Raw genomic sequence first — 18,944 nt, forward strand, 5'->3', positions numbered from 1 at the left:
ACCCACCCCCATCCCGCTCGACGTCACCCGGTCGGCGGGGGTGGCCGTCGCCCCGTCGGCGTGTGGTGGCAGGGGGTTGGTCATGGTGACCACGAAATCCCCGTCCTGAACACCGCAGTGCAGGACCACCGTGGAGTGCGGTGTGGCGTGCTTCGCCGCGTTGGAGGTCATCTCCGTCAGGACCTTGACGACGGTGTCCCGGTCGATCCACGGCGCGCCCTCCCCGCCGCCCCCGGCGACCCCGGGAGGGCTGTCGGGGGCGTCCGGTGCGTTCACCACGGCGGCGATGTCCGCCGGCAGGTCGATCGTCGAGCACATCTCCAGTGAGTGGGCCTCGAGTTCCTGCTGCATCGTCGCGACGGCGACGTCCAGGGGCGGGCTGGCGACCCGGGTGCGGAAGCAGACGCGGTTCGGCTGCTCGTTGAGCAGGTGCAGCATCGTCCGCAGGTTGGACAGCGCCTCGCGGGACGACTCCGAGATGTGCTCGAGGCCGTCCCGGTGGCTCGTCCCGTCATCCGGCGGGAGCAGCGTCAGGGCCTGCGCCTGCATGACGACGCTGGTCAGCGACGTGGCGACGGAGTCGTGCAGTTCGCGGGCCAGCTCCAGCCGCTGTTGGCGCTCCTGTTCGGCCAGGGACTCCCGGAGCTTCTCCTGTTGCCGGCCGTAGTTCGCCCGTGACCACCCGATCAGGAACGCTGCGGCGAGCATGACGGCCACGAGGGTGAGCGCGGTGATGTCGGTGGAGAGGGCCGCCGCCTCCGGGTCGATGGCGGCGAGCACCCAGTGGGCGCACACCAGGAAACCGCCGAGCAGGATCTGCCCGCTGGCGGCGACGATCTCCACGATCAGCATCGTGAAGAAGATCGAGTACAGCGGCACGACCCCGTCGATGGCGAAGGTGGCGAGCACCAGCAGCAGCGACAGCATCGACGCGGCGACCGGGAACCTGGCGGTTCCGGCGACGACGACGAGGGTGAGCCCCGCGATCACAGCGGTGCCGAGGGGGACCGCGTCGGGGATCTCGAGCAGTTCGAAGAGTGTGAGGGCGACGGCCAGGACCGTCTCGACCACGCCGAGCTGCGTGATCCGCCGGGTGCGCAGGAAAGGCAGCAGCCGACGGGGACGGTGAGGCGTCCGGGTACTGGCGTTCACGTCAGGGGCGTCCTACTGCCTGTAGGAGGACAGGAAGTTCCCCAGCCGTTCGATCGCCTCGGCGAGGTCCTGCTTCCACGGCAGGGTGACCACCCGGAAGTGGTCGGGGGACGGCCAGTTCATGCCGGTCCCCTGCACCATCTGGATCTTCTCGGAGCGCAGCAGGTCGAACATGAACTGCTCGTCGTCGTGGATCTCGTGGACCTCGGGGTCGATCTTCGGGAAGGCGTACAGCGCACCCATCGGCTTGACCACGCTGATCCCGGGGATCTCGTTCAACTTGGTGTACGCGGTGTTACGCTGTTCCAGCAGGCGGCCGCCGGGCAGCACCAGGTCGTCGATCGACTGCCGTCCCGACAGCGCCACCTGGATGCCGTACTGGGCCGGGACGTTGGCGCACAGCCGGGTGGACGCCAGCAGTGTGAGGCCCTCGATGAAGCCCTTCGCGTGTTCCTTCGGCCCGGTGATCACGGCCCAGCCGGCCCGGTAGCCGGCGACACGGTAGGCCTTGGAGAGGCCGTTGAAGGTGATGCACAGCAGGTCGGGGGCGAGGGACGCCGTGTTCACGTGCACGGCGTCGTCGTAGAGGATCTTGTCGTAGATCTCGTCGGAGAGCAGCAGCAGGGAGTGCTCACGGGCGATGTCGACGATCTTCTGCACGACCTCGCGGCTGTACACCGCGCCGGTGGGGTTGTTCGGGTTGATGATCACGATCGCCTTGGTACGTTCGGTGATCTTCGACTCGATGTCCTCGATCGACGGCGCCCAGTCGTCCTCCTCGTCGCAGAGGTAGTGCACCGGCTTGCCGCCGGAGAGGGTCGTCGCCGCGGTCCACAGCGGGTAGTCCGGCGCGGGGATGAGCACCTCGTCGCCGTCGTTGAGCAGGGCCTGGGTGGTCATGGTGATCAGCTCGGAGACGCCGTTGCCGATGAAGACGTCGTCCATGTCGAAGGACGGGAAGCCCGGGACCACCTCGTAACGCGCGACGATGGCGCGGCGGGCGGACGGGATCCCCTTCGACTGCGAGTACCCCTGCGCGTAGGGCAGGGCGGCGATCATGTCCTGCACGATCGTGTCCGGGGCGTCGAAACCGAAGGCCGCCGGATTGCCGGTGTTGAGCTTGAGGATGCGGTGGCCGTCCGCCTCCATCCGTTCCGCCTCGGCGTTGACCGGGCCGCGGATCTCGTAGAGGACGTTCTGGAGCTTCGTCGACTGGTCCAGCGGGCGAGGCTGCCGGGTCCCCGTCGCGTTCTTCTCTTCAGTGCTCATTCCAGCAATTGTGCCAGTCGCCCTGCCGTGGTGACAGCCGAGTGCCCGAACTGGCCGTCACCGACCGGAATATCCGGTGTCGGTCAGTCCTCGGTACCGCCGTCGGGGCCGTCGCCGCCGTCGGTACCTCCGTTGCCGTCACCGCCGTCGGTTCCTCCGTTGCCACCGTTGCCACCGGTGCCGCCGGTGCCGCCACCTCCGCCGGCGCCACCGTTGTTGCCGTTGCCTCCGCCGCCGTTTCCGGCACCGCCGTTACCGCCGTCGCCCGGGGTGGTCTGGTTGCCACCACCGCCGTTGCCGTTCCCGCCGCCGTTGTTGCCGTTGCCGTTCCCGTTGTCACCGGGGTTCGGTTCACTGGGGGCGGGCGCGCGGCTGGACGGTGCGGCGTCCTCGGTCTCCTCCGGGGTGGACGGGGTGTACTCCTCGGGCTCGTCGGCCTCCGGCTCGTAGTAGCCCGAGCCGGCACTGTTGTTCGGCTGGGCGGTGGGGATGGGATTGCTGGAGTCCCACGCCTCGGGCCGGGGGTAGCTAGGGACGACGCTGGAGTACGGGGAGTGCCGTTCCTCGCCGTCACCGGTCCGCATCAGTGCGACGGCAGTGGCGGCGCCGACCACCGACAGCCCCACGCCGATGACGAGGATCCACCCCCAGGCGGGGAACTGGGCGTACCGGGGGCGCGGGCCGCTGGCGGGCGGCGGGCCGTCAGACCCGGATCCGCCGTCGCCGTCGCCGCTGCCGCTGCCGTCACCGCCGGTGGCGGAGCCGTCAGTTGAGGCGCCGGCGGCACCGGATGCACCGGCTGCTGCACCGGCCGCTGCGGCCCCGGCGCCTGCTGCCGCGGCCGTGGGCAGGACGCCGGTCGCGGCGTCGTCCCTGAGCTTCTGCTCGTGTTCGGAGATGCGGTCGTCGTTGACGACCGGGATGATGCCGGTGACCTCGGGGTCGCGGGCTGAACCCAACGGTTCATCGGGTGCCCCGGCCTCGTCGGTCACCTCCGTCGACTCGGCGTCGATGACCTCGCGGCCGTCCTGGCTGTCGCCGGTGCCCCCTGTGCCCTCGGTGCCCTCTGCGATCTCGGCGTCGTAACCCTCGTACCCCCGGGGCTCGTCGGAGCCGCCCGCCGAGGGGCGCGCGGCACCGGCGTCGGACGTCTCCGGGCCGCCCCCGGGCGTGCCCATGGAGAACTCGGTGTCCTCGAACGCGTCGGTGTCGCGCGGGAGGTCGGCACCGTGGTGGCGGTGGGGGTCTGAGGGGTTACTCATCTGGTCTCTTCATTTCGTCACACGGTTCTGCGGCGTGCCGAGCGGCACCGGCGCATGGAACGGTCGCGTCCATTCTAGCCCCCGGAGACCCTCACACTAATCCCCGACGGCGTCCGTCGTGTCGCTGTGACGTGTGGGGCTGGAGGGGTCAGGACGCCAGCTGGGCGATGATCTCTGCGCGCGCCGTCCTGCCTTCGGGGGTGCGCAGCAACGGGAAGTTGTGCAGTGCGCCGTCGACGACGGTGGTGGTGCACCCGGTACGCCCGGCGAGCAGTGCGGCGTCCGCGTGCAGGATGTCCCGTGTGCCGCTCCAGGTGTGCAGAGGCGGCAGGGACGCCAGCAGGTCGTCCGACGCTTTCAGTGGGCTGACCAGGACGGACCCGACGCCCGCCCGACGTCCCCACGCCTCGCCGGCCACGCGCAGCGCGTCGGGGTGCAGCCAGGGGTCGGCGTCGACGAGGTCGTCGGTGCCGGGGCTGCCGCAGGTGGCGTCGAGCCAGGGGGAGATCAGGACGACCCGGTCGATCCGCCGTACCGGTGACGCCGTGGAGGAGGCGGAGGCGGAGGTGCGCTCACGGTCCAGGCGGTCCAGCATCCACCCCAGGGCGAGTCCGGCGCCGGCGGAGTCGGCGGCGAGGCTGATGCGCAGGCCGGAGGCGTCGGCCTCGGCGACCGCGCGGTCCAGGACGGTGTCGAGCAGGCGCGCCGCGGCGGTGGCCTCGTACTCCGGCGCCAGGCCGTAGTCCGGGACGACGACCTTCATCCCGGACCCGGCGATGTCGCTGATGAAGGTCCAGTGCGGGGTGTCCAGGCCGTGCACGTAGCCGCCGCCGTGGACGTAGAGGCAGATGTCCAGCGGGGTGTCCCGTGGGGCGTCGGTGGCCGGCACCAGGCTGTGGACGGTGAACTCGCCGTCGGTGGTGGCGACGGTGTCCTTGACCACATGGTTGACCTGGTAGAGCTCGTGGGGGACCGGTGCCGAGGGGTGCGGCCGGCCCATCAGGTCGCGGACCTTCGCGGCGGACGACCAGGCCGCCCGCCGGGAATTCCCGGCACGTCCGGGGAGGGCGGCGAGGAGGCGCATCTGCAGGCTCATGGACGTCGATCCTAGGGGAGCGGACGGCTGTCCAGAAAAAGTTGAGCGGATCGGGAACAACTTTCCGGGGTCGCGGGTTGTACGGTATGTCAGACATTGAGTCGCAAGCACTCAACTCAGGTTGACACCTCGGAACGTCAGGTGCAGACTTGAGCGCGGCTCACTTAACAAGCTCAAGAACAGCAGGAGGAAGTCATCATGGGACGTGCAGTCGGTATCGACCTGGGAACCACCAACTCGGTCGTCAGCGTGCTCGAAGGTGGCGAGGCCACCGTCATCGCCAACTCTGAAGGCGCCCGGACCACCCCGTCGATCGTCGCCTTCGCCAAGAACGGTGAAGTGCTCGTCGGTCAGTCCGCGAAGAACCAGGCGGTCACCAACGTCGACCGCACCATCCGCTCCGTCAAGCGCCACATCGGCGACGACAGCTGGACCACCAGCGAGATCGACGGCAAGAAGTACACCGCCCAGGAGATCTCCGCCCGTACCCTCCAGAAGCTCAAGAGGGACGCCGAGTCCTACCTCGGTGAGGACGTCACCGACGCGGTCATCACCGTGCCGGCCTACTTCAACGACGCACAGCGCCAGGCCACCAAGGACGCCGGCCAGATCGCCGGCCTGAACGTCCTGCGTATCGTCAACGAGCCCACCGCGGCCGCCCTGGCGTACGGCCTGGAGAAGGGCGACAAGGAGCAGACCATCCTGGTCTTCGACCTCGGTGGCGGTACCTTCGACGTCTCCCTGCTGGAGATCGGCGACGGTGTCGTCGAGGTGCGCGCCACCTCCGGCGACAACTCCCTCGGCGGCGACGACTGGGACCAGCGCATCGTCGACTGGCTCGTCGAGAAGTTCAAGACCGCCAACGGTGTCGACCTGTCCAAGGACAAGATGGCCCTGCAGCGTCTGCGTGAGGCGGCGGAGAAGGCCAAGATCGAGCTGTCCAGCTCCCAGCAGGCCAGCATCAACCTGCCGTACATCACCGTCGACCAGGACAAGAACCCGCTGTTCCTCGACGAGACCCTGTCGCGCACCGAGTTCCAGCGCATCACCCAGGACCTCCTCGACCGCACGAAGAAGCCCTTCGAGGCGGTGCTGAAGGACGCCGACATCTCCGTCAACGAGATCGAGCACGTCGTGCTCGTCGGCGGCTCCACCCGCATGCCCGCCGTCTCCGAGCTGGTCAAGGAACTGACCGGCGGCAAGGAGCCGAACAAGGGCGTCAACCCGGACGAGGTCGTCGCCGTCGGCGCCGCCCTGCAGGCCGGCGTCCTGCGCGGTGAGGTCAAGGACGTGCTGCTGCTCGACGTCACCCCGCTGTCCCTCGGCATCGAGACCAAGGGCGGAGTGATGACCAAGCTCATCGAGCGCAACACCACCATCCCGACCAAGCGGTCGGAGACCTTCACCACCGCCGAGGACTCCCAGCCCTCCGTGCAGATCCAGGTCTTCCAGGGTGAGCGCGAGATGGCCCAGCAGAACAAGCTGCTCGGCTCCTTCGAGCTCGGCGGCATCGCCCCGGCCCCGCGCGGTGTGCCGCAGATCGAGGTCACCTTCGACATCGACGCCAACGGCATCGTGCACGTCACCGCCAAGGACAAGGGCACCGGCAAGGAGACCTCGATCACCATCCAGGACGGCTCCGGTCTGTCCCAGGAGGAGATCGACCAGATGGTCAAGGACGCCGAGGCACACGCCGAGGAGGACAAGAAGCGCCGCGAGGAGCAGGAGGTCCGCAACTCCGCCGAGTCCATGGCCTACCAGACCCGCAAGTTCCTCTCCGAGAGCGAGGACAAGGTCTCCGAGGAGACCAAGACCAAGGTCGAGGAGGCCGCCGCCGCGGTCGACGAGGCACTCAAGGGCGACGACATCGAGGCCGTCAAGGACGCCGTCGAGAAGCTGTCCGCCGAGAGCCAGGAGATGGGCAAGGCCATCTACGAGGCCGAGGCCGCCAACGCTGAGGGCGCCGAGGGCGCTGAAGGCGCTGCCGACGACGACGTCGTCGACGCCGAGGTCGTCGACGAGGACGAGAACAAGTCCGGAGATGATTCCAAGTGACGATGCCCGACAACCCCGGTGACCCGGCCGTGACCGACGAGGAGTACACCTCGCCGGACCTGGCCGAGACCACCCCGGAAGAGGACGCCGTCGTCGACGCCGAGGGTGCCGACGGTGCCGTCGACGCCGAGACCGTCGAGGCAGAGGAAGCGGCCGAGGAGGCCACCGAGGCACTCGCCGGTGACTCCGAGGACAGTGTCGCCGAGACCGCCGACGCCGACATCGACGGCTCCGGTGAGCTCTCCGACGCGGAGGCCCAGCTCGCCGAGCGCACCGCTGACCTGCAGCGTGTCACCGCCGAGTACGCGAACTACCGTCGCCGTACCGAGCGGGACCGCGTGGGCATCGGAGAGGCGGCCAAGGCCGACGTGGCGGCTGCCCTGCTGCCCATCCGCGACGACCTCGACCTCGCCGAACAGCACGGCGACCTGAAGGGCCCGCTCAAGGCCGTGGCCGACAAGCTCGACGGTGTGCTCGCCGGCCTGAAGGTCGAGACCTTCGGCGCTGAAGGCGACGAGTTCGACCCGTCGAAGCACGAGGCCGTGCAGGACACCTCCAGCGGTGACGACAAGGCCGTGGGAACCGTCCTGCGCAAGGGCTACCGCCTGGGCGACCGCGTCCTGCGCACCGCCATGGTGGTCATCGCCGACCGCTAGGCGGTAGGGCGGTACCCCGGAAAAAGGTCTCCGCCCGTGCACGTTCTTCCCTCGGAAGGTGTGCACGGGCGGAGACCTTTTCTGCGCGGTGTCGGCGCGCTCAGGACTCCAGACGGGAGGCCAGGTAAGCGTCCGGCCGGATGGTGACCACCTGGCGCCCCTCGGCGTTCGTCGTGACCTCGGTGAACGCGGTGGTGGCCCCGTCGTGGCGCAGGAACAGCCGCGGGCTGAGCGGGCCCGGCCTGCTGCCGTGCCGGTCCAGTGCGGCCGCGCTCATGGCCTTCACCCCCTCCAGCAGGTCCTGTCCGGTGCTGACCTCGCGCACCAGCATCAGGTGACGGTGCGGGACGGCGACGATGACCCCGTCGCCGGTGTCCAGCCCCGGTACCCAGTAGGGAAGCAGCTCGTCGAGGAACTCGAGCGCGCTGGTGTGGAAGAACGAGTCGGACTCCATCGTCCAGTAGCGTGCGGCGGGGTCGGCGGCGTGCACTGCGCCCCGACCGGTACCCCGTCCTGAGCCCATCCCGTGGCCCTGCCCGGTCCCGGGGTCGAACTCCCGGACCGGTGTGGACCTGACGTCGCTCTCGCTGAGCTCCTGCCAGGTGTTGCGGTAACCGACGCGGTAGAGGTCGGCGAGCTCCCCGGCGGTCGCCGTGCCGTGAGCGGCCAGGGCGGAGTCGTCGAGCACGACCACACTGTCCGGGGTGTCGAGCACCAGGGAGACGTGCAGGTCACCGGCGAGCGCGCGGGACGCGTCGTCGAAGGACCCCGACATGGCCGCGAGCGTGGCGTCCGTGGTCAGGCGGATGCGCAGGTGGCGCAGGAAGTCGGCGTCGGAGAGCTCCGCCGGGCCGGGACGGGAGGAGGACGCGGGTGCGGTGGTGGTGTGCCGCCGGAGGTGGCGACGGATCAGTTCGAGGAGTTCGGACCCGCTGGCGTGCGCGCCGGCGTCGGCGAGCTGCAGGGAGAGCGGCTCCAGGGCGATGAACAGCGTCGCCGGATCCGGGGACGCGGAGGGGTGCGCGGGCGGCGCGACGTACCTGGCCTCGACGACGGCGTCGGGGCGCAGGGTGGTGTCGTAACCCTCGTCGTCGAGCAGGCGCAGGGTCTGCTGGCGCAGGAAGTCCGCCCGGTGCCGCGGGAGGTGGGGGAACATCCCGTCCGGTGCGGTGGGGTCGGCGTCCCGCCGTGTGGCGCGGCTTTTCCTGCCGTTTCGGAAGAACATGCCTGTCTACACTATCGGCCGGTCACACGGTGCGGTAGTACTCCGCCCTGTAGGCCTGCTCCTCGGCGGCCGACGGGGTGACCTTCTCCCGGCGCTGCGCCATGATCCGGACCTGTGGGCGTCCTGCCCGGGCGCCGACGGCGGAGGCGGACGGCGACTCCGAGTCCTCCGGCATCGCGTCGCCCATCTCCACGGTCTCGGAGAACCTGCCCTGCCCGACGATGAGCGAGGACTCGCCGACGACGCCGCGGACCTGGCGTCCGGTCACCCGGAGTCCCAGCCGCCCGCCGGTGTCGTTCACGCCCTCCACGACGAGCGTGCCGGGGGAGTCGCCGCGCCGTGCGGTGACCCCGGTCAGGGCGATGCTCGGGGTGCCTTCGACGTCGCCGTCACCGGGGCCCGCCAGTCCGTGGTCGATGTTCCCGGTCAGCACCACCGGGGACCCGGTGACGGTGACCGTGCCGCCGTCGACGGGCAGGTCGCGTCCGAGCACGTCCCGGCAGGTCTCCACACCGGGCACGGTGACCTGCAGGGACGCCCCGTCCGGCGGGATCCACGGTTCGGGGTGGGGGAAGTGGCTGTCCGTCCCGTGCGCGGCGTGGTTGAGGTAGCCGTCCTGTCTGCTCCAGAGCACCCAGAAGACGGCTCCGTCCGGGTCGCCTGAGCCGCCTGAGCCGCCTGAGTCGCCTGAGTCGCCTGAGCCGCCACGGGAGAACCGCAGCCCCCGGAGGTCGGGGTGCGGCGACTCCACCCAGCCGAGGAACTCCGCCCCGTCGAGCATCTCCGCGGCGAAGGCGAAGGCGGGCAGGGAGGGCTTCGGGGAGCGGTCCACGTGCAGCAGACCGTAGTGGTACTCGGACTCGGTGGGGTTGACCCCGTACTTGTCGTGCCACAGCCCGTCGGCGAGCTGGAACCAGTGCACCCCGGTGACCCCTTCCGCTCTGGCGAGCATGAGCGTGAGCAGGACGGAGTCCGCGGCGGTGCGCTCGTCGTCGTACCACCAGGCGTTGGGGCGGGTGCAGGCGTAGGTCTCGGTGAGCCACAGCTGGGTGGGGGAGTCGTCGTCGGTGGCGTGGCCGTCCAGGTAGGCGCGGGCGGTGCGCACCTGACCGAGGAAGTTCCACTTCCCGCCGTCGTAGTCCGGGACGTAGTTGCCGCGGCCGGCGTGCTCGGCGATGCCGTCGAGGAGGTTCCAGCCCTTCCGCTCACGGACGGTGTCGAGGAACTCCGCGTCCCAGCCGGCCAGGGGCATGGCCAGCAGGGCGGCGTCGGTGCCGCGCCGGTCCATCTCGGCGCGGAAGGGGATCAGCCACTGCTCGGTGTACTCGGTGGCGAGTTCCACGGTGTCGGCGCCGGCGAGGCTCCACTCGTTGAGGAGCTCGTAGTGGGCGGCCCCGGCGGCCTCACCCCGGTCGAGGGCGTTCTGCGCCCATTCGCTGAAGCTCTCCCCGCCGTCGGAGGGGTCGTCGAACTTCCCCGGGGAGCCGGACGGTTGGGCGGCGGTGCTGATCCCCAGGTCGTGGGCCTCGTCGGCGGTGAGCCAGGGGTTGCGCAGGTGCCGCACGCCGAGGCGGCGCCACAGGGCACGTTCGGCGTCGCGGGACTCCAGGCCCGGGCTCTGGGCGCTGCCGGGCGACGGCGTGGAGGCGAAGCCGCCGAGTCCGACGATGGACCGGTCGGCCGGCCCGAAGTCGTGCTCGGGCCAGACGGCGGCGGCGGTACGGGCGAAGGAGTCGGCGCAGCTCACCTCGAGTGCGCACCAGGACCGGGGGCCGGGGAGGTCGACGGTCACCGCGGTGTCGACGTGCCCGACGCCCGGAGGGACGGCCACCTCGTGACGTGAGCGGTGGATGCCGTTGCCGTCGAAGTCGTAGGCGGTGACCTCGACGCTGGTCCCGGTGCCCCGGGCCGCTCCCGCGAGACCGACGGTGAACGTGTGCGGGCCACCTTCCGGGTAGACGTTGTAGGTGGAGTCGCCGGTGATGTCGACGGTGGGGTCCGGCAGTCCGGTGGTCCCCAGCACCGCGCCGGCGAGCAGGGGCCGTCCGTCGTCGACGAGGGCGCGGGCCTCACCGACGGTGGGGTCGGCGCGGAACTCGAGGCGGGCACGCCAGACACCGTCGTCGGACTCGCGGCGGGGTGCGGCGTGCAGGGTCGTGCTGCTGGCCGACATGCTGTCGACGGCGGTGAGGCAGCCGTAGAGGCGTGCCTCGCCGCCGTCATCTCCACCGTCCCCGCCGTCCCCTTCGTTGTCGGGGACGTCCCACTCGATGAAGTTCAGTTCGGCGACCCGTTCCTGGACGGGGACGCCGCCGTCGGGGTCACGTACCCACCGGCTGGCGGGGACGTGGAGTTCGGTGGTGTCGCGTGCGTCGACGAGGGTGCGGTAGACCCGCCCGCCCCGCAGCAGGGGACGGCCCTCGGAGTCCGTCCCGTCGCCGGGGGCGGTGAACTCCCAGTCGGCGGTGACCCGTCCACCCTCGGCACGGTAGGTCACCGCGGCGGTGTAGTCCGGGTCGGTCACCTCGAAGTCGACGCGCACCGGCCCCGACCCCGGCCGGCCGCCACCCGGGTCGTCGACGGTGGCACCGCGGGTCCCCACCGAGCCGGTCAACCGGTACCCGTCGAAGTGGACCAGTTCACGTCCGGCGGCGGTCACCACGGTGACCCGTCCGGGGTGGTCGTCGTCGCCGACCTGCAGCTGCAGGGGCCCGGGGTCCACCGCACGGGGCAGCCCCTCCGACCCGGTGCCGCGGTTGCGCAGCACGGCGCCACCGCCGATGACCGCACCGGCGCCGAGCACTCCGGCGCCGCCGATGAGGAAGCCCCGGCGGCTGATCCCCCGACGCGTCCCCCGGGGGTTCTGCGTGGGCCCTGATGTTCTGTTGTTCTTCACCGTCTTCTTCTTCACCGTGGTCAGTTCTCGCTCTCCAGCCGGGAGAGCAGGTAGTTGTCGGGGTCGACCTGGAGTATCTGCTGACCGTCCCCGTCGGTGGTGACGTCGGTGAACACGCGGAACTCCCCGTCGTGCGCCTGGTGGAGCCGGGCGGTGAGTGGGTCGGGGTCGGCGGTGAGCTGTGTCAGGGCGACCGCGGTCATGGTGTTGATGCCGTCCAGCAGGTCCTGGCCGGTGGTGACCTCGCGGACCAGCATCATCCGCGGGTGCGGCACGGCGACGATGACACCGCAGGAGACGTCGACCCCGGGCAGCCAGCGGGGCAGCAGGTCGTCGATGAACAGCGGGGCGCTGGCGAGGTAGGCACAGTCGGAGCCGATGACGTGGAGGGGCGCGCCGGGGACCTCGTCGACGGTGTCCACCTCGACCGCGGCGTCGTGGAGGTCCTGCCAGGTGTTCCGGTAGCCGACGCGGTAGAGGTCGGCGAGCTCGTCGGCGGTGGCGGTGCCGTGGGCGGCGAGCGCCCGGTCGTCGAGGGTGGTCGCACCGCCTGTGCCACCGGTGCCGCCGGCGTGGTCGGTGTGGTTCAGGGACAGGGAGACGTGGAGGTCGCCGGTGAACTCACGGGAGGCGTCGTCGACGGTGCCGGGTGTGGCGTCCAGGGTGCCGGGCGGGACGAGCCGGACGCGCAGCCGGCGGAGGAACTCGGCGCCGGTGAGGTCCGCGGCGTCCACCTCGGTGAGCACGCCCGTGAGGAAGTCGTGCACCAGGTCCGTGATCTCCCCGGAGAGGGCGTAAGGGGCCGCGGTGACCCGGTGGGAGAGCGCGTCCAGCCGGATGAGGCGGTACGGCCGGGTGCCCGGTGCCCCCGTGCCGTCCTGCTGCCCCGGACCGTCCTGCCCGGCGGGGGTGGCGCGGATGCGGCCGTCAGGGCGCCAGGAGGTGTCGAAGCCTTCGGCGTGGAGGTGCCGCATCGTCTCCTCGCGCAGCAGGTCGGCGCGCCATCGGGGCAGGTGGGGGAACATCGTGTCGGGTGTCTCCGGGTCGACGACCCGCCGTGGGGTGGGGCGCTTCCGGCCGGCTCTGGAGAACATGGGAATCTACCCTAACAGTCGGGAATGCCGGTGGCCTGCCGTGCGTTGCAGGAGATAGACCTTAGCGTGATAGGCTCAAGTTTCATGAGAGGGTTCCGGGATCCGCGGACAGTGGTGGCGGCCCCCCGGAGAGACAGAAGACGACCGGAGACCCGGCACGACCGGGACTGTTCAGGAAGAGAGGAACCAGGTGGCCCAGAAGGAGTGGATCGACAAGGACTACTACGCCGACCTCGGCGTGTCGTCCACCGCGAGCGCCGACGAGATCAAGAAGGCGTACCGCAAGATCGCGCGGGAGAACCACCCTGACGCACACCCGGGCGACGCGGCGGCGGAGAGCAGGTTCAAGACCGCCTCCGAGGCCTACTCCGTCCTCGGCGACAAGGACAAGCGCGCCGAGTACGACGAACTCAAGCAGATGGTCGCCAGCGGCGGCTACGGCGCACCGGGAGGCGGCTTCGGAGGCTTCGGCGGGGCGCCCGGTGGCGGTGCGGGTGCGGGCGCGGGCGGATTCGACGGATTCGACCTCGGCGACCTGTTCAACCGGGCCGGCGGCGGGGGCGGCGGATTCGGTGACGTCTTCGGCGACATGTTCGGCGGCGCCGGCGCGCCCCGCGGTGGCGGGACACGGACCCAGCGACGCACCCGCGGTGCGGACGTCGAGACCGAGATCACCCTGGACTTCCGCGAGGCGACCAAGGGCGTCACCGTACCGATCCGCCTGACCAGCCCGGCGGCCTGCACGAACTGCCACGGCTCCGGCGCGACACCGGGCACCTCCAGCGCCCGGTGCGGCACCTGCTCCGGTGCAGGCGTGGTCTCCGAGAACCGCGGTGCCTTCGGCTTCTCCCGGCCCTGCCCGGACTGCAACGGCACCGGCACCCGCATCGAGGACCCCTGCAAGGACTGCAAGGGGACCGGACGGATCACCCGCACCCGCACCATCACCGTGCGCGTGCCCGCCGGGGTCGTCGACGGCCAGAAGGTCCGGCTCGCCGGACAGGGCGAGGCCGGGGAACGTGGACGTCCCGCCGGCGACCTGTTCGTCACCGTGCACGTCCGGCCGGACGAGCTGTTCACCCGCAGCGGCGACGACCTGAAGATGACCGTGCCGGTCAGCTTCACCGAGCTCGCCCTGGGCGGAGCAGTCACCGTACCGACCCTGGACACCCGCGTTCGGGTGAAGATCCCGGCGGGCACCGCCGACGGCACCACCCTGCGGGTCCGGGGCCGGGGCGTGACCAAGCGCAACGGCGCCTCCGGCGATCTGCTGGTCACGGTGAAGGTCGCGGTGCCGAAGAACCTCGACGAGGGCGCGGCCAGTGCACTGCGTCACTACGCTGAGGAAGAGAAGCGGACCGGTTTCGACCCCCGTGCGGGCTGGTCCGGGAACTGACGGGCAGCTGGTGATTGACGATGAGTGACAGGAACGGAGACGGGCCGGGCGAGTCCCGGGAGGTGTTCGTGATCTCCGTCGCCGCGGAGATCACGGGGATGCATGCGCAGACCCTGCGCACCTACGACAGGTTGGGTCTGGTCTCGCCGGAACGTACCAGCGGTGGCGGACGGCGCTACTCCCGCGACGACATCGAGCAGCTGCGCGAGATCCAGCGGCTCAGCCACGACGAGGGGGTGAACCTCGCCGGCATCAAGGCGATCATCGACCTGCAGAACCAGGTGCGTGACCTCAGGGAGGAGGTCGAGGACCTGCGGTCGCGGCTCGCCGCCGCGGAGCAGGACGCCGGCCAGTCCGCACGCGGCGGGCGCCGGGGCGAGATCGTCCATGTCCCCCGGTCCACCGCCGTGGTGCTGTGGGAGCAGCGACGCCGCCGGGGACGCGGCGGACGCGAAGGCGGCCGTGACGGGGGAGACGGCACGTCCACGGGCCGGTGACCGCGGAGCCTCAGCCTTCCGTGCGGGCGTCCCGCGCGAACGCCTGTGCGGCGTCCCGCGCGAAGGTCGCGGGGTCGACGGGGCGGCGGGCCCGCGGCATCTTCTCCACCACCAGCAGGTAGGACTCCGTGACGAGCTCGTCGACCAGCCCGGGCGGCAGATGCCCGGAGGGGTGCAGCGTGATCCAGTGCCTCTTGTTCATGTGGTAGCCGGGTGTGATGTCCCGGTACTCCTGCCGGAGGGCCGTGCTGTCCTCCGGGGTGGCCTTGAGGATCACGATCGGCTCACCGGTGACGTCGGTGTGCAGCATGAACACGTTGCCCCGGACCTTGTAGACGTCCCAGTCCGGTCCGAAGGGGTGCGTCAGCTCCGACACGGGGAGCTCCCGTGCCCGGGCACGGGCCCGCTCCTGCAGGGCCTCACCGGACGTGCCCGCGGACTCGTCCGTTGCGTCTTCCACGGTGCTGACCTCCCGGAACATAGGCGACGAGTGTGTCCGCCTCCGAGGGTACGTACCCCACCGGGCCGTCGGCGGCGCTCTACGGCCGACCTGCGGGGATCTCCGCGGTGCCGTGGAACAGGGTGGTGGTGGCCCCGCCGACCCGGACGTTGCCGTCCCCGGTCGGGGTGACCCGGACCCGCCCGGTGCGCTGCAGGACAGTGCCCTGGGCGGCGGTGTAGGGCTCCCGGACCACGCCGGTGCGGACCAGCCACTGTCCGACCGAGGCGTTGAGTGACCCGGTCACCGGGTCCTCGCCGGTGCCGTCGGACGGGGTGAAGCCGCGGATCTCCATGTCGGCCGGACGGTCCGGTGCCGCCCGGTCGTAGAACCCGAAGACGCCGATGTCACAGAGGTCGCCGAGGTCGCCGAGGTCGCCGAGGTCACCGTCGGTGCTGAAGTCCGGGGTCAGCGCCAGGACGTCCCGGGCGTCCGCCAGCTGCACCGCGGCCCACTGCGGGCCGTTGACGACCCACTGGTGGGCGACCACCGCGCAACGGTCGATGCGCAGCGCCGTGCACACCCTGGCCAGGTCCCCGTCCGACAGCGGGCCGGACCGGGTCGTCGGCGGGGCGGTGAAGGACAGCGGTGCGGCGGCCCCGGGGTCGTGCTGGACGTCCACCAGGCCCGCCGCGCACTCCTGGACGACCACCCCGGCACGTCGGGGCGTCCCGCCGGCCTCCAGCCAGGCGTGGGCGCTGCCCAGGGTCGGGTGGCCGGCGAACGGCAGTTCCCCGCCCGGGGTGAAGATCCGCACCCGGTAGTCGGCGGTGCCGGCGGCCCCGGCCGGGGGAGACAGGATGAACGTGGTCTCCGACAGGTTCGTCCAGCGTGCGATGCGCTGCATCTGCCCGGTGGTGAGGTCGTCGGCGTCCAGGATCACGGCGACGGGGTTTCCCCGGAAGGGCTGCTCGGAGAAGACGTCGACCTGGGCGAAGCGGTGGTGGGCCATGACCGGGAGTCTATCCGGCGGTGTGCGGGGAGAGCCTCACAGACTCAGCGTGCCCTGCGCGATGAGGACCACGGCGACGGCCGCGGCCACGGTGACCCCCACGGCGATGACCCACTCGAAGGCGTTGAACACCCGGCCCCCGGCGCGGCGCCGGGTGACGACGTAGGCGACCATGCCCGGCACGATGAGCACCATCCCCATCAGCACGTACTTCACGTCCGCCGCGTAGAACAGCCACAGTGAGTACACGAAGGCCAAGGTGCCGGTGAGCAGGTGCCGGCGGTTCGTCCGGGCGTCCACGGACGGGCCCGAGAGGTCGAACTTCGTCCCCGCGTCGGGGTGTGCCAGCCCTTCGCCGCGTGTGCACAGGAACACCAGGTACAGCGCGGAGAACAGGTAGGGGATCAGGTACAGCGACGTCGCCAGCTGCACCATCGTGGTGTAGGCGGACTCGTTGAGGTAGAAGACCACGATGAACAGCTGGATCACCACGGCGGAGAACAGCTGGGCGACCACCGGGGCGCCACGGCCGTTGACGTAGCCGAGCCGGCGGGGGAGCAGCCCGTCCTGCGCCATCAGGGTGATCGGCTCGGCGCACAGCATCTGCCAGGACACGTAGGCGCCCAGCACGGAGATGCACAGGCCGACGGAGACCAGCCCCGCACCCCACGGGCCCACGACGAGCTCGAGGACCTCCGCCATGGAGTTGTCGCCCATGGCGGCGAGTTCCTCACGGGGCGCGACGCCGTAGGACAGGAAACTCACCGACACCAGCAGCAGGAAGACCGTGAGGAAGCCCAGCAGTGTCGCCAGGGAGACGTCCGTGCGGCGCCGTGCCCGTCGGGAGTACGTCGAGGCGCCCTCGACACCGATGAAGGCCCACACGGTGAACAGCATCATGCCCTTGACCTGGTCGGACAGGCTGGCTGCCTGGTCGGCGTCGTCCCCGAAGGTCTCCGCCGAGCCCCAGAAGTCCGCGGTGAAGATCTCGGTGTGGAACCCGGCGAAGACCAGGATCCCCAGGAACGCCAGGATCGGCAGCAGCTTCGCCGCGGTGGTGACCACGTTGAGGACCGCCGCCTGACGCACCCCGCGTGACAACGCGAGGAAGATCACCCAGTTCAACCCCGAGACGAAGAACGCCTGGACCAGTGACTGACCGTCGGCGAACAGCGGGAGGAAGTGGCCGAGTGAGCCGAAGAAGAGAGTGGCGTAGCCGACCTGGGCGATGATGCTGCCCAGCCAGTACCCCCAGCCGGAGGCGAAGCCCACGAAGTCGCCCAGACCGCCGCGGACGTAGCTGTACACCCCGGAGTCCAGGTTCGGCTTGCGGTGCGCCAACGCCTGGAAGACGAAGGCGACGCACAGCATGCCGATGCCGGTGATGACCCAGCCGATGACCGCGGCACCCGGTGAGGCGACGGCGGAGATGTTCTGCGGCAGGGCGAAGATGCCGGCACCCACACACGACCCGACGATGAGTGAGACCAGCGTCGGCAGGCGGACGGTGTCCCGTCGGGGCAGGGCGCCGGGGGCAGTACCGGGGTCTGTGCCGGGATCAGTGGAGGTGTCAGTCACGGGGAGACAGAGTATCCCGGATCAGTGATCTTTCACCAGCGCGTGCAGATGGCGCAGGATAGCGGCACCGTCCTGGCTGATGCCGTTGTGCTCCCACCGGTTGGTGACGTGGGGACGCAGGCCCCGGATCGTCGCGGCGGTCTCCATGGACAGCTCGAAGGGGACGAAGATGTCGTCGAGGTAGACCGCCGCAGCCGTCGGCACCTCCGTGCTCCGCAGCTGCCCGGCGTCGTAGAGCGGCGTCCAGTCGTCCTTCGCGGCGAGGAGGTCGGCGACGGACTTCCAGGGGCGGAGGGCCGGGTCCTCGTCGAACTGCCAGGGGAAGAAGTGCTCGGCGGTGAGGTAGAGGGGGCCGCCCGTGCGTCCGGCGTGCTCACCGAAGCCGGGGACCTCCTCACGGATGCGGTGTGCCGACCAGTCCGTGGCACCGTCGATGCCGTAGATCGACTCGTGGGCCACCGCGTACAGCGGGGCGTCGGACACGCTGAGGTGGCCGGACAGCTCAGTGAGGAACGGGGTGCGCAGCCGCCGGCGGCCCGCCGCGCCGGGACTGCCGGGGACACTGCGGAAAGGGTCCTCCAGCAGGTAGGCCAGCATGTCGAAGCCGCCGGTACGTCCCAGGTTCATGCCGACGGTGCGGAACCTGCGGGAGGTCAGGCGCTCACCGGTGGGCAGCGTCTCCTCGGTGTCGTCGAGGTGCCGGCAGATCTCGGCCACGCGCTGCTCCGCCCACGGGAAGCGGGCGTAGAAGCGGTCGTTGCGTACCGCGGTCCTGGCGAAGGTGGCCCGGTAGATGTCGTCGACCCGGGTGTGCGGGTCGCTGACGTAGCCGGGTAGACCGCCGGTGAAGAACGCCTCGCGGACGCCCTCGGGACGGCGGGAGAGGTAGGTGGTGATGCAGAATCCGCCGAAGGACTGGCCCAGCAGCGACCACGGGTCTTCGCCGAGTGCCTGGCGGAGCAGTTCGGCGTCCTCGACGATGCTGTCGGCCCGCAGCCTGGTGAGGTAGTCGGCCTGGTCGCGGGGAGTGGGGCCGAGAGCCTCGGGCGCGGCGACGTCGACCGGGGTGGAGCGTCCGGTTCCCCGCTGGTCGAACAGGATCACCCGGTAGTGGTGGAGTGCCTCGCCCAGCCAGCCGGACAGGGAGCCGCCGTCACCGTCCGCGACGGGACGGGGCGCACCGTGGCCGGGGCCGCCCTGGAGGAACAGCAGCGCGGGACGGTCCTCGCCGCCGTCCGGGACGTACTCGCGGGCGTAGACCTCGATGGTGCGCGGGTCGGCGGAGGCAGGGGAATCAGGGGAATCAGGGGAGCCGGG

The 18,944-nt window shown here is 70.7% G+C and carries 15 protein-coding genes; 4 read left to right on the forward strand and 11 right to left on the reverse strand.

What is annotated here, in order from left to right; translation table 11 throughout:
* The 4 genes from Q0A34_RS05945 to Q0A34_RS05960 form a co-directional block, all read right to left on the reverse strand.
* Positions 1-1,152 (reverse strand): histidine kinase (locus Q0A34_RS05945; protein ID WP_291479092.1); only part of this gene is annotated, 1,152 nt, incomplete at its 3' end.
* Between the two features lie 12 nt (positions 1,153-1,164).
* Positions 1,165-2,421: a pyridoxal phosphate-dependent aminotransferase gene (locus Q0A34_RS05950; protein WP_291479093.1), complete on the reverse strand. Its 1,257-nt coding sequence runs from the start codon at positions 2,419-2,421 to the stop codon at positions 1,165-1,167.
* 83 nt (positions 2,422-2,504) lie between these two features.
* Positions 2,505-3,683: a hypothetical protein gene (locus Q0A34_RS05955; RefSeq protein ID WP_291479094.1), complete on the reverse strand. Its 1,179-nt coding sequence runs from the start codon at positions 3,681-3,683 to the stop codon at positions 2,505-2,507.
* A gap of 148 nt (positions 3,684-3,831) precedes the next feature.
* A complete protein-coding gene (locus Q0A34_RS05960; RefSeq protein ID WP_291479095.1) occupies positions 3,832-4,779 on the reverse strand; it encodes an alpha/beta hydrolase in 948 nt (315 codons plus the stop codon).
* 198 nt (positions 4,780-4,977) lie between these two features.
* On the opposite strand from Q0A34_RS05960, the gene dnaK reads away from it, so the two are divergent.
* A complete protein-coding gene (gene dnaK / locus Q0A34_RS05965; RefSeq protein ID WP_291479096.1) occupies positions 4,978-6,834 on the forward strand; it encodes a molecular chaperone DnaK in 1,857 nt (618 codons plus the stop codon).
* Positions 6,835-6,836: 2 nt separating this feature from the next.
* Positions 6,837-7,490, forward strand: coding sequence for a nucleotide exchange factor GrpE (gene grpE / locus Q0A34_RS05970; protein WP_291479097.1), 654 nt, complete (start codon positions 6,837-6,839; stop codon positions 7,488-7,490).
* A 100-nt stretch (positions 7,491-7,590) separates the two neighbouring features.
* Here the strand turns inward: grpE and Q0A34_RS05975 are convergent, their stop codons facing one another.
* From Q0A34_RS05975 to Q0A34_RS05985, 3 genes are read right to left on the reverse strand one after another with little or no spacing between them, the layout of a single operon-like run.
* Complete coding sequence (locus tag Q0A34_RS05975; protein WP_291479098.1) at positions 7,591-8,715, reverse strand: hypothetical protein; 1,125 nt, start codon at positions 8,713-8,715, stop codon at positions 7,591-7,593.
* A 22-nt stretch (positions 8,716-8,737) separates the two neighbouring features.
* The gene (locus Q0A34_RS05980; protein ID WP_291479099.1) at positions 8,738-11,626 is read right to left on the reverse strand and encodes a hypothetical protein; all 2,889 of its coding nucleotides are present in this window, start codon (positions 11,624-11,626) and stop codon (positions 8,738-8,740) included.
* A 5-nt stretch (positions 11,627-11,631) separates the two neighbouring features.
* Positions 11,632-12,705 (reverse strand): hypothetical protein, encoded by a 1,074-nt coding sequence (locus tag Q0A34_RS05985; protein WP_291479100.1) that lies wholly within the window; start codon positions 12,703-12,705, stop codon positions 11,632-11,634.
* Positions 12,706-12,895: 190 nt separating this feature from the next.
* Here Q0A34_RS05985 and dnaJ point away from each other — a divergent pair, with 190 nt between their 5' ends.
* Positions 12,896-14,101 carry a molecular chaperone DnaJ gene (gene dnaJ / locus Q0A34_RS05990; protein WP_291479101.1) on the forward strand — a complete coding sequence of 402 codons (1,206 nt, stop codon included), beginning with the start codon at positions 12,896-12,898 and terminating at the stop codon, positions 14,099-14,101.
* Between the two features lie 20 nt (positions 14,102-14,121).
* The gene (locus Q0A34_RS05995) at positions 14,122-14,598 is read left to right on the forward strand and encodes a helix-turn-helix transcriptional regulator (protein WP_291479102.1); all 477 of its coding nucleotides are present in this window, start codon (positions 14,122-14,124) and stop codon (positions 14,596-14,598) included.
* Positions 14,599-14,608: 10 nt separating this feature from the next.
* Here the strand turns inward: Q0A34_RS05995 and Q0A34_RS06000 are convergent, their stop codons facing one another.
* The 4 genes from Q0A34_RS06000 to Q0A34_RS06015 all read right to left on the reverse strand — a co-directional run bounded on the left by Q0A34_RS06000 (position 14,609) and on the right by Q0A34_RS06015 (position 18,893).
* The gene (locus Q0A34_RS06000) at positions 14,609-15,058 is read right to left on the reverse strand and encodes an MmcQ/YjbR family DNA-binding protein (protein ID WP_291479103.1); all 450 of its coding nucleotides are present in this window, start codon (positions 15,056-15,058) and stop codon (positions 14,609-14,611) included.
* A gap of 79 nt (positions 15,059-15,137) precedes the next feature.
* Positions 15,138-16,049: a PhzF family phenazine biosynthesis protein gene (locus Q0A34_RS06005; RefSeq protein ID WP_291479104.1), complete on the reverse strand. Its 912-nt coding sequence runs from the start codon at positions 16,047-16,049 to the stop codon at positions 15,138-15,140.
* Between the two features lie 36 nt (positions 16,050-16,085).
* Positions 16,086-17,573, reverse strand: coding sequence for a basic amino acid/polyamine antiporter (locus Q0A34_RS06010; RefSeq protein ID WP_291479105.1), 1,488 nt, complete (start codon positions 17,571-17,573; stop codon positions 16,086-16,088).
* Positions 17,574-17,648: 75 nt separating this feature from the next.
* Entirely contained in the window at positions 17,649-18,893 is a 1,245-nt protein-coding gene (locus Q0A34_RS06015) for an alpha/beta fold hydrolase (protein WP_291479106.1), read from the reverse strand.
* Between the last annotated feature and the right edge of the window lie 51 nt (positions 18,894-18,944).

It is taken from the genome of Corynebacterium sp. (assembly GCF_022712195.1).
GTDB lineage: Bacteria > Actinomycetota > Actinomycetes > Mycobacteriales > Mycobacteriaceae > Corynebacterium.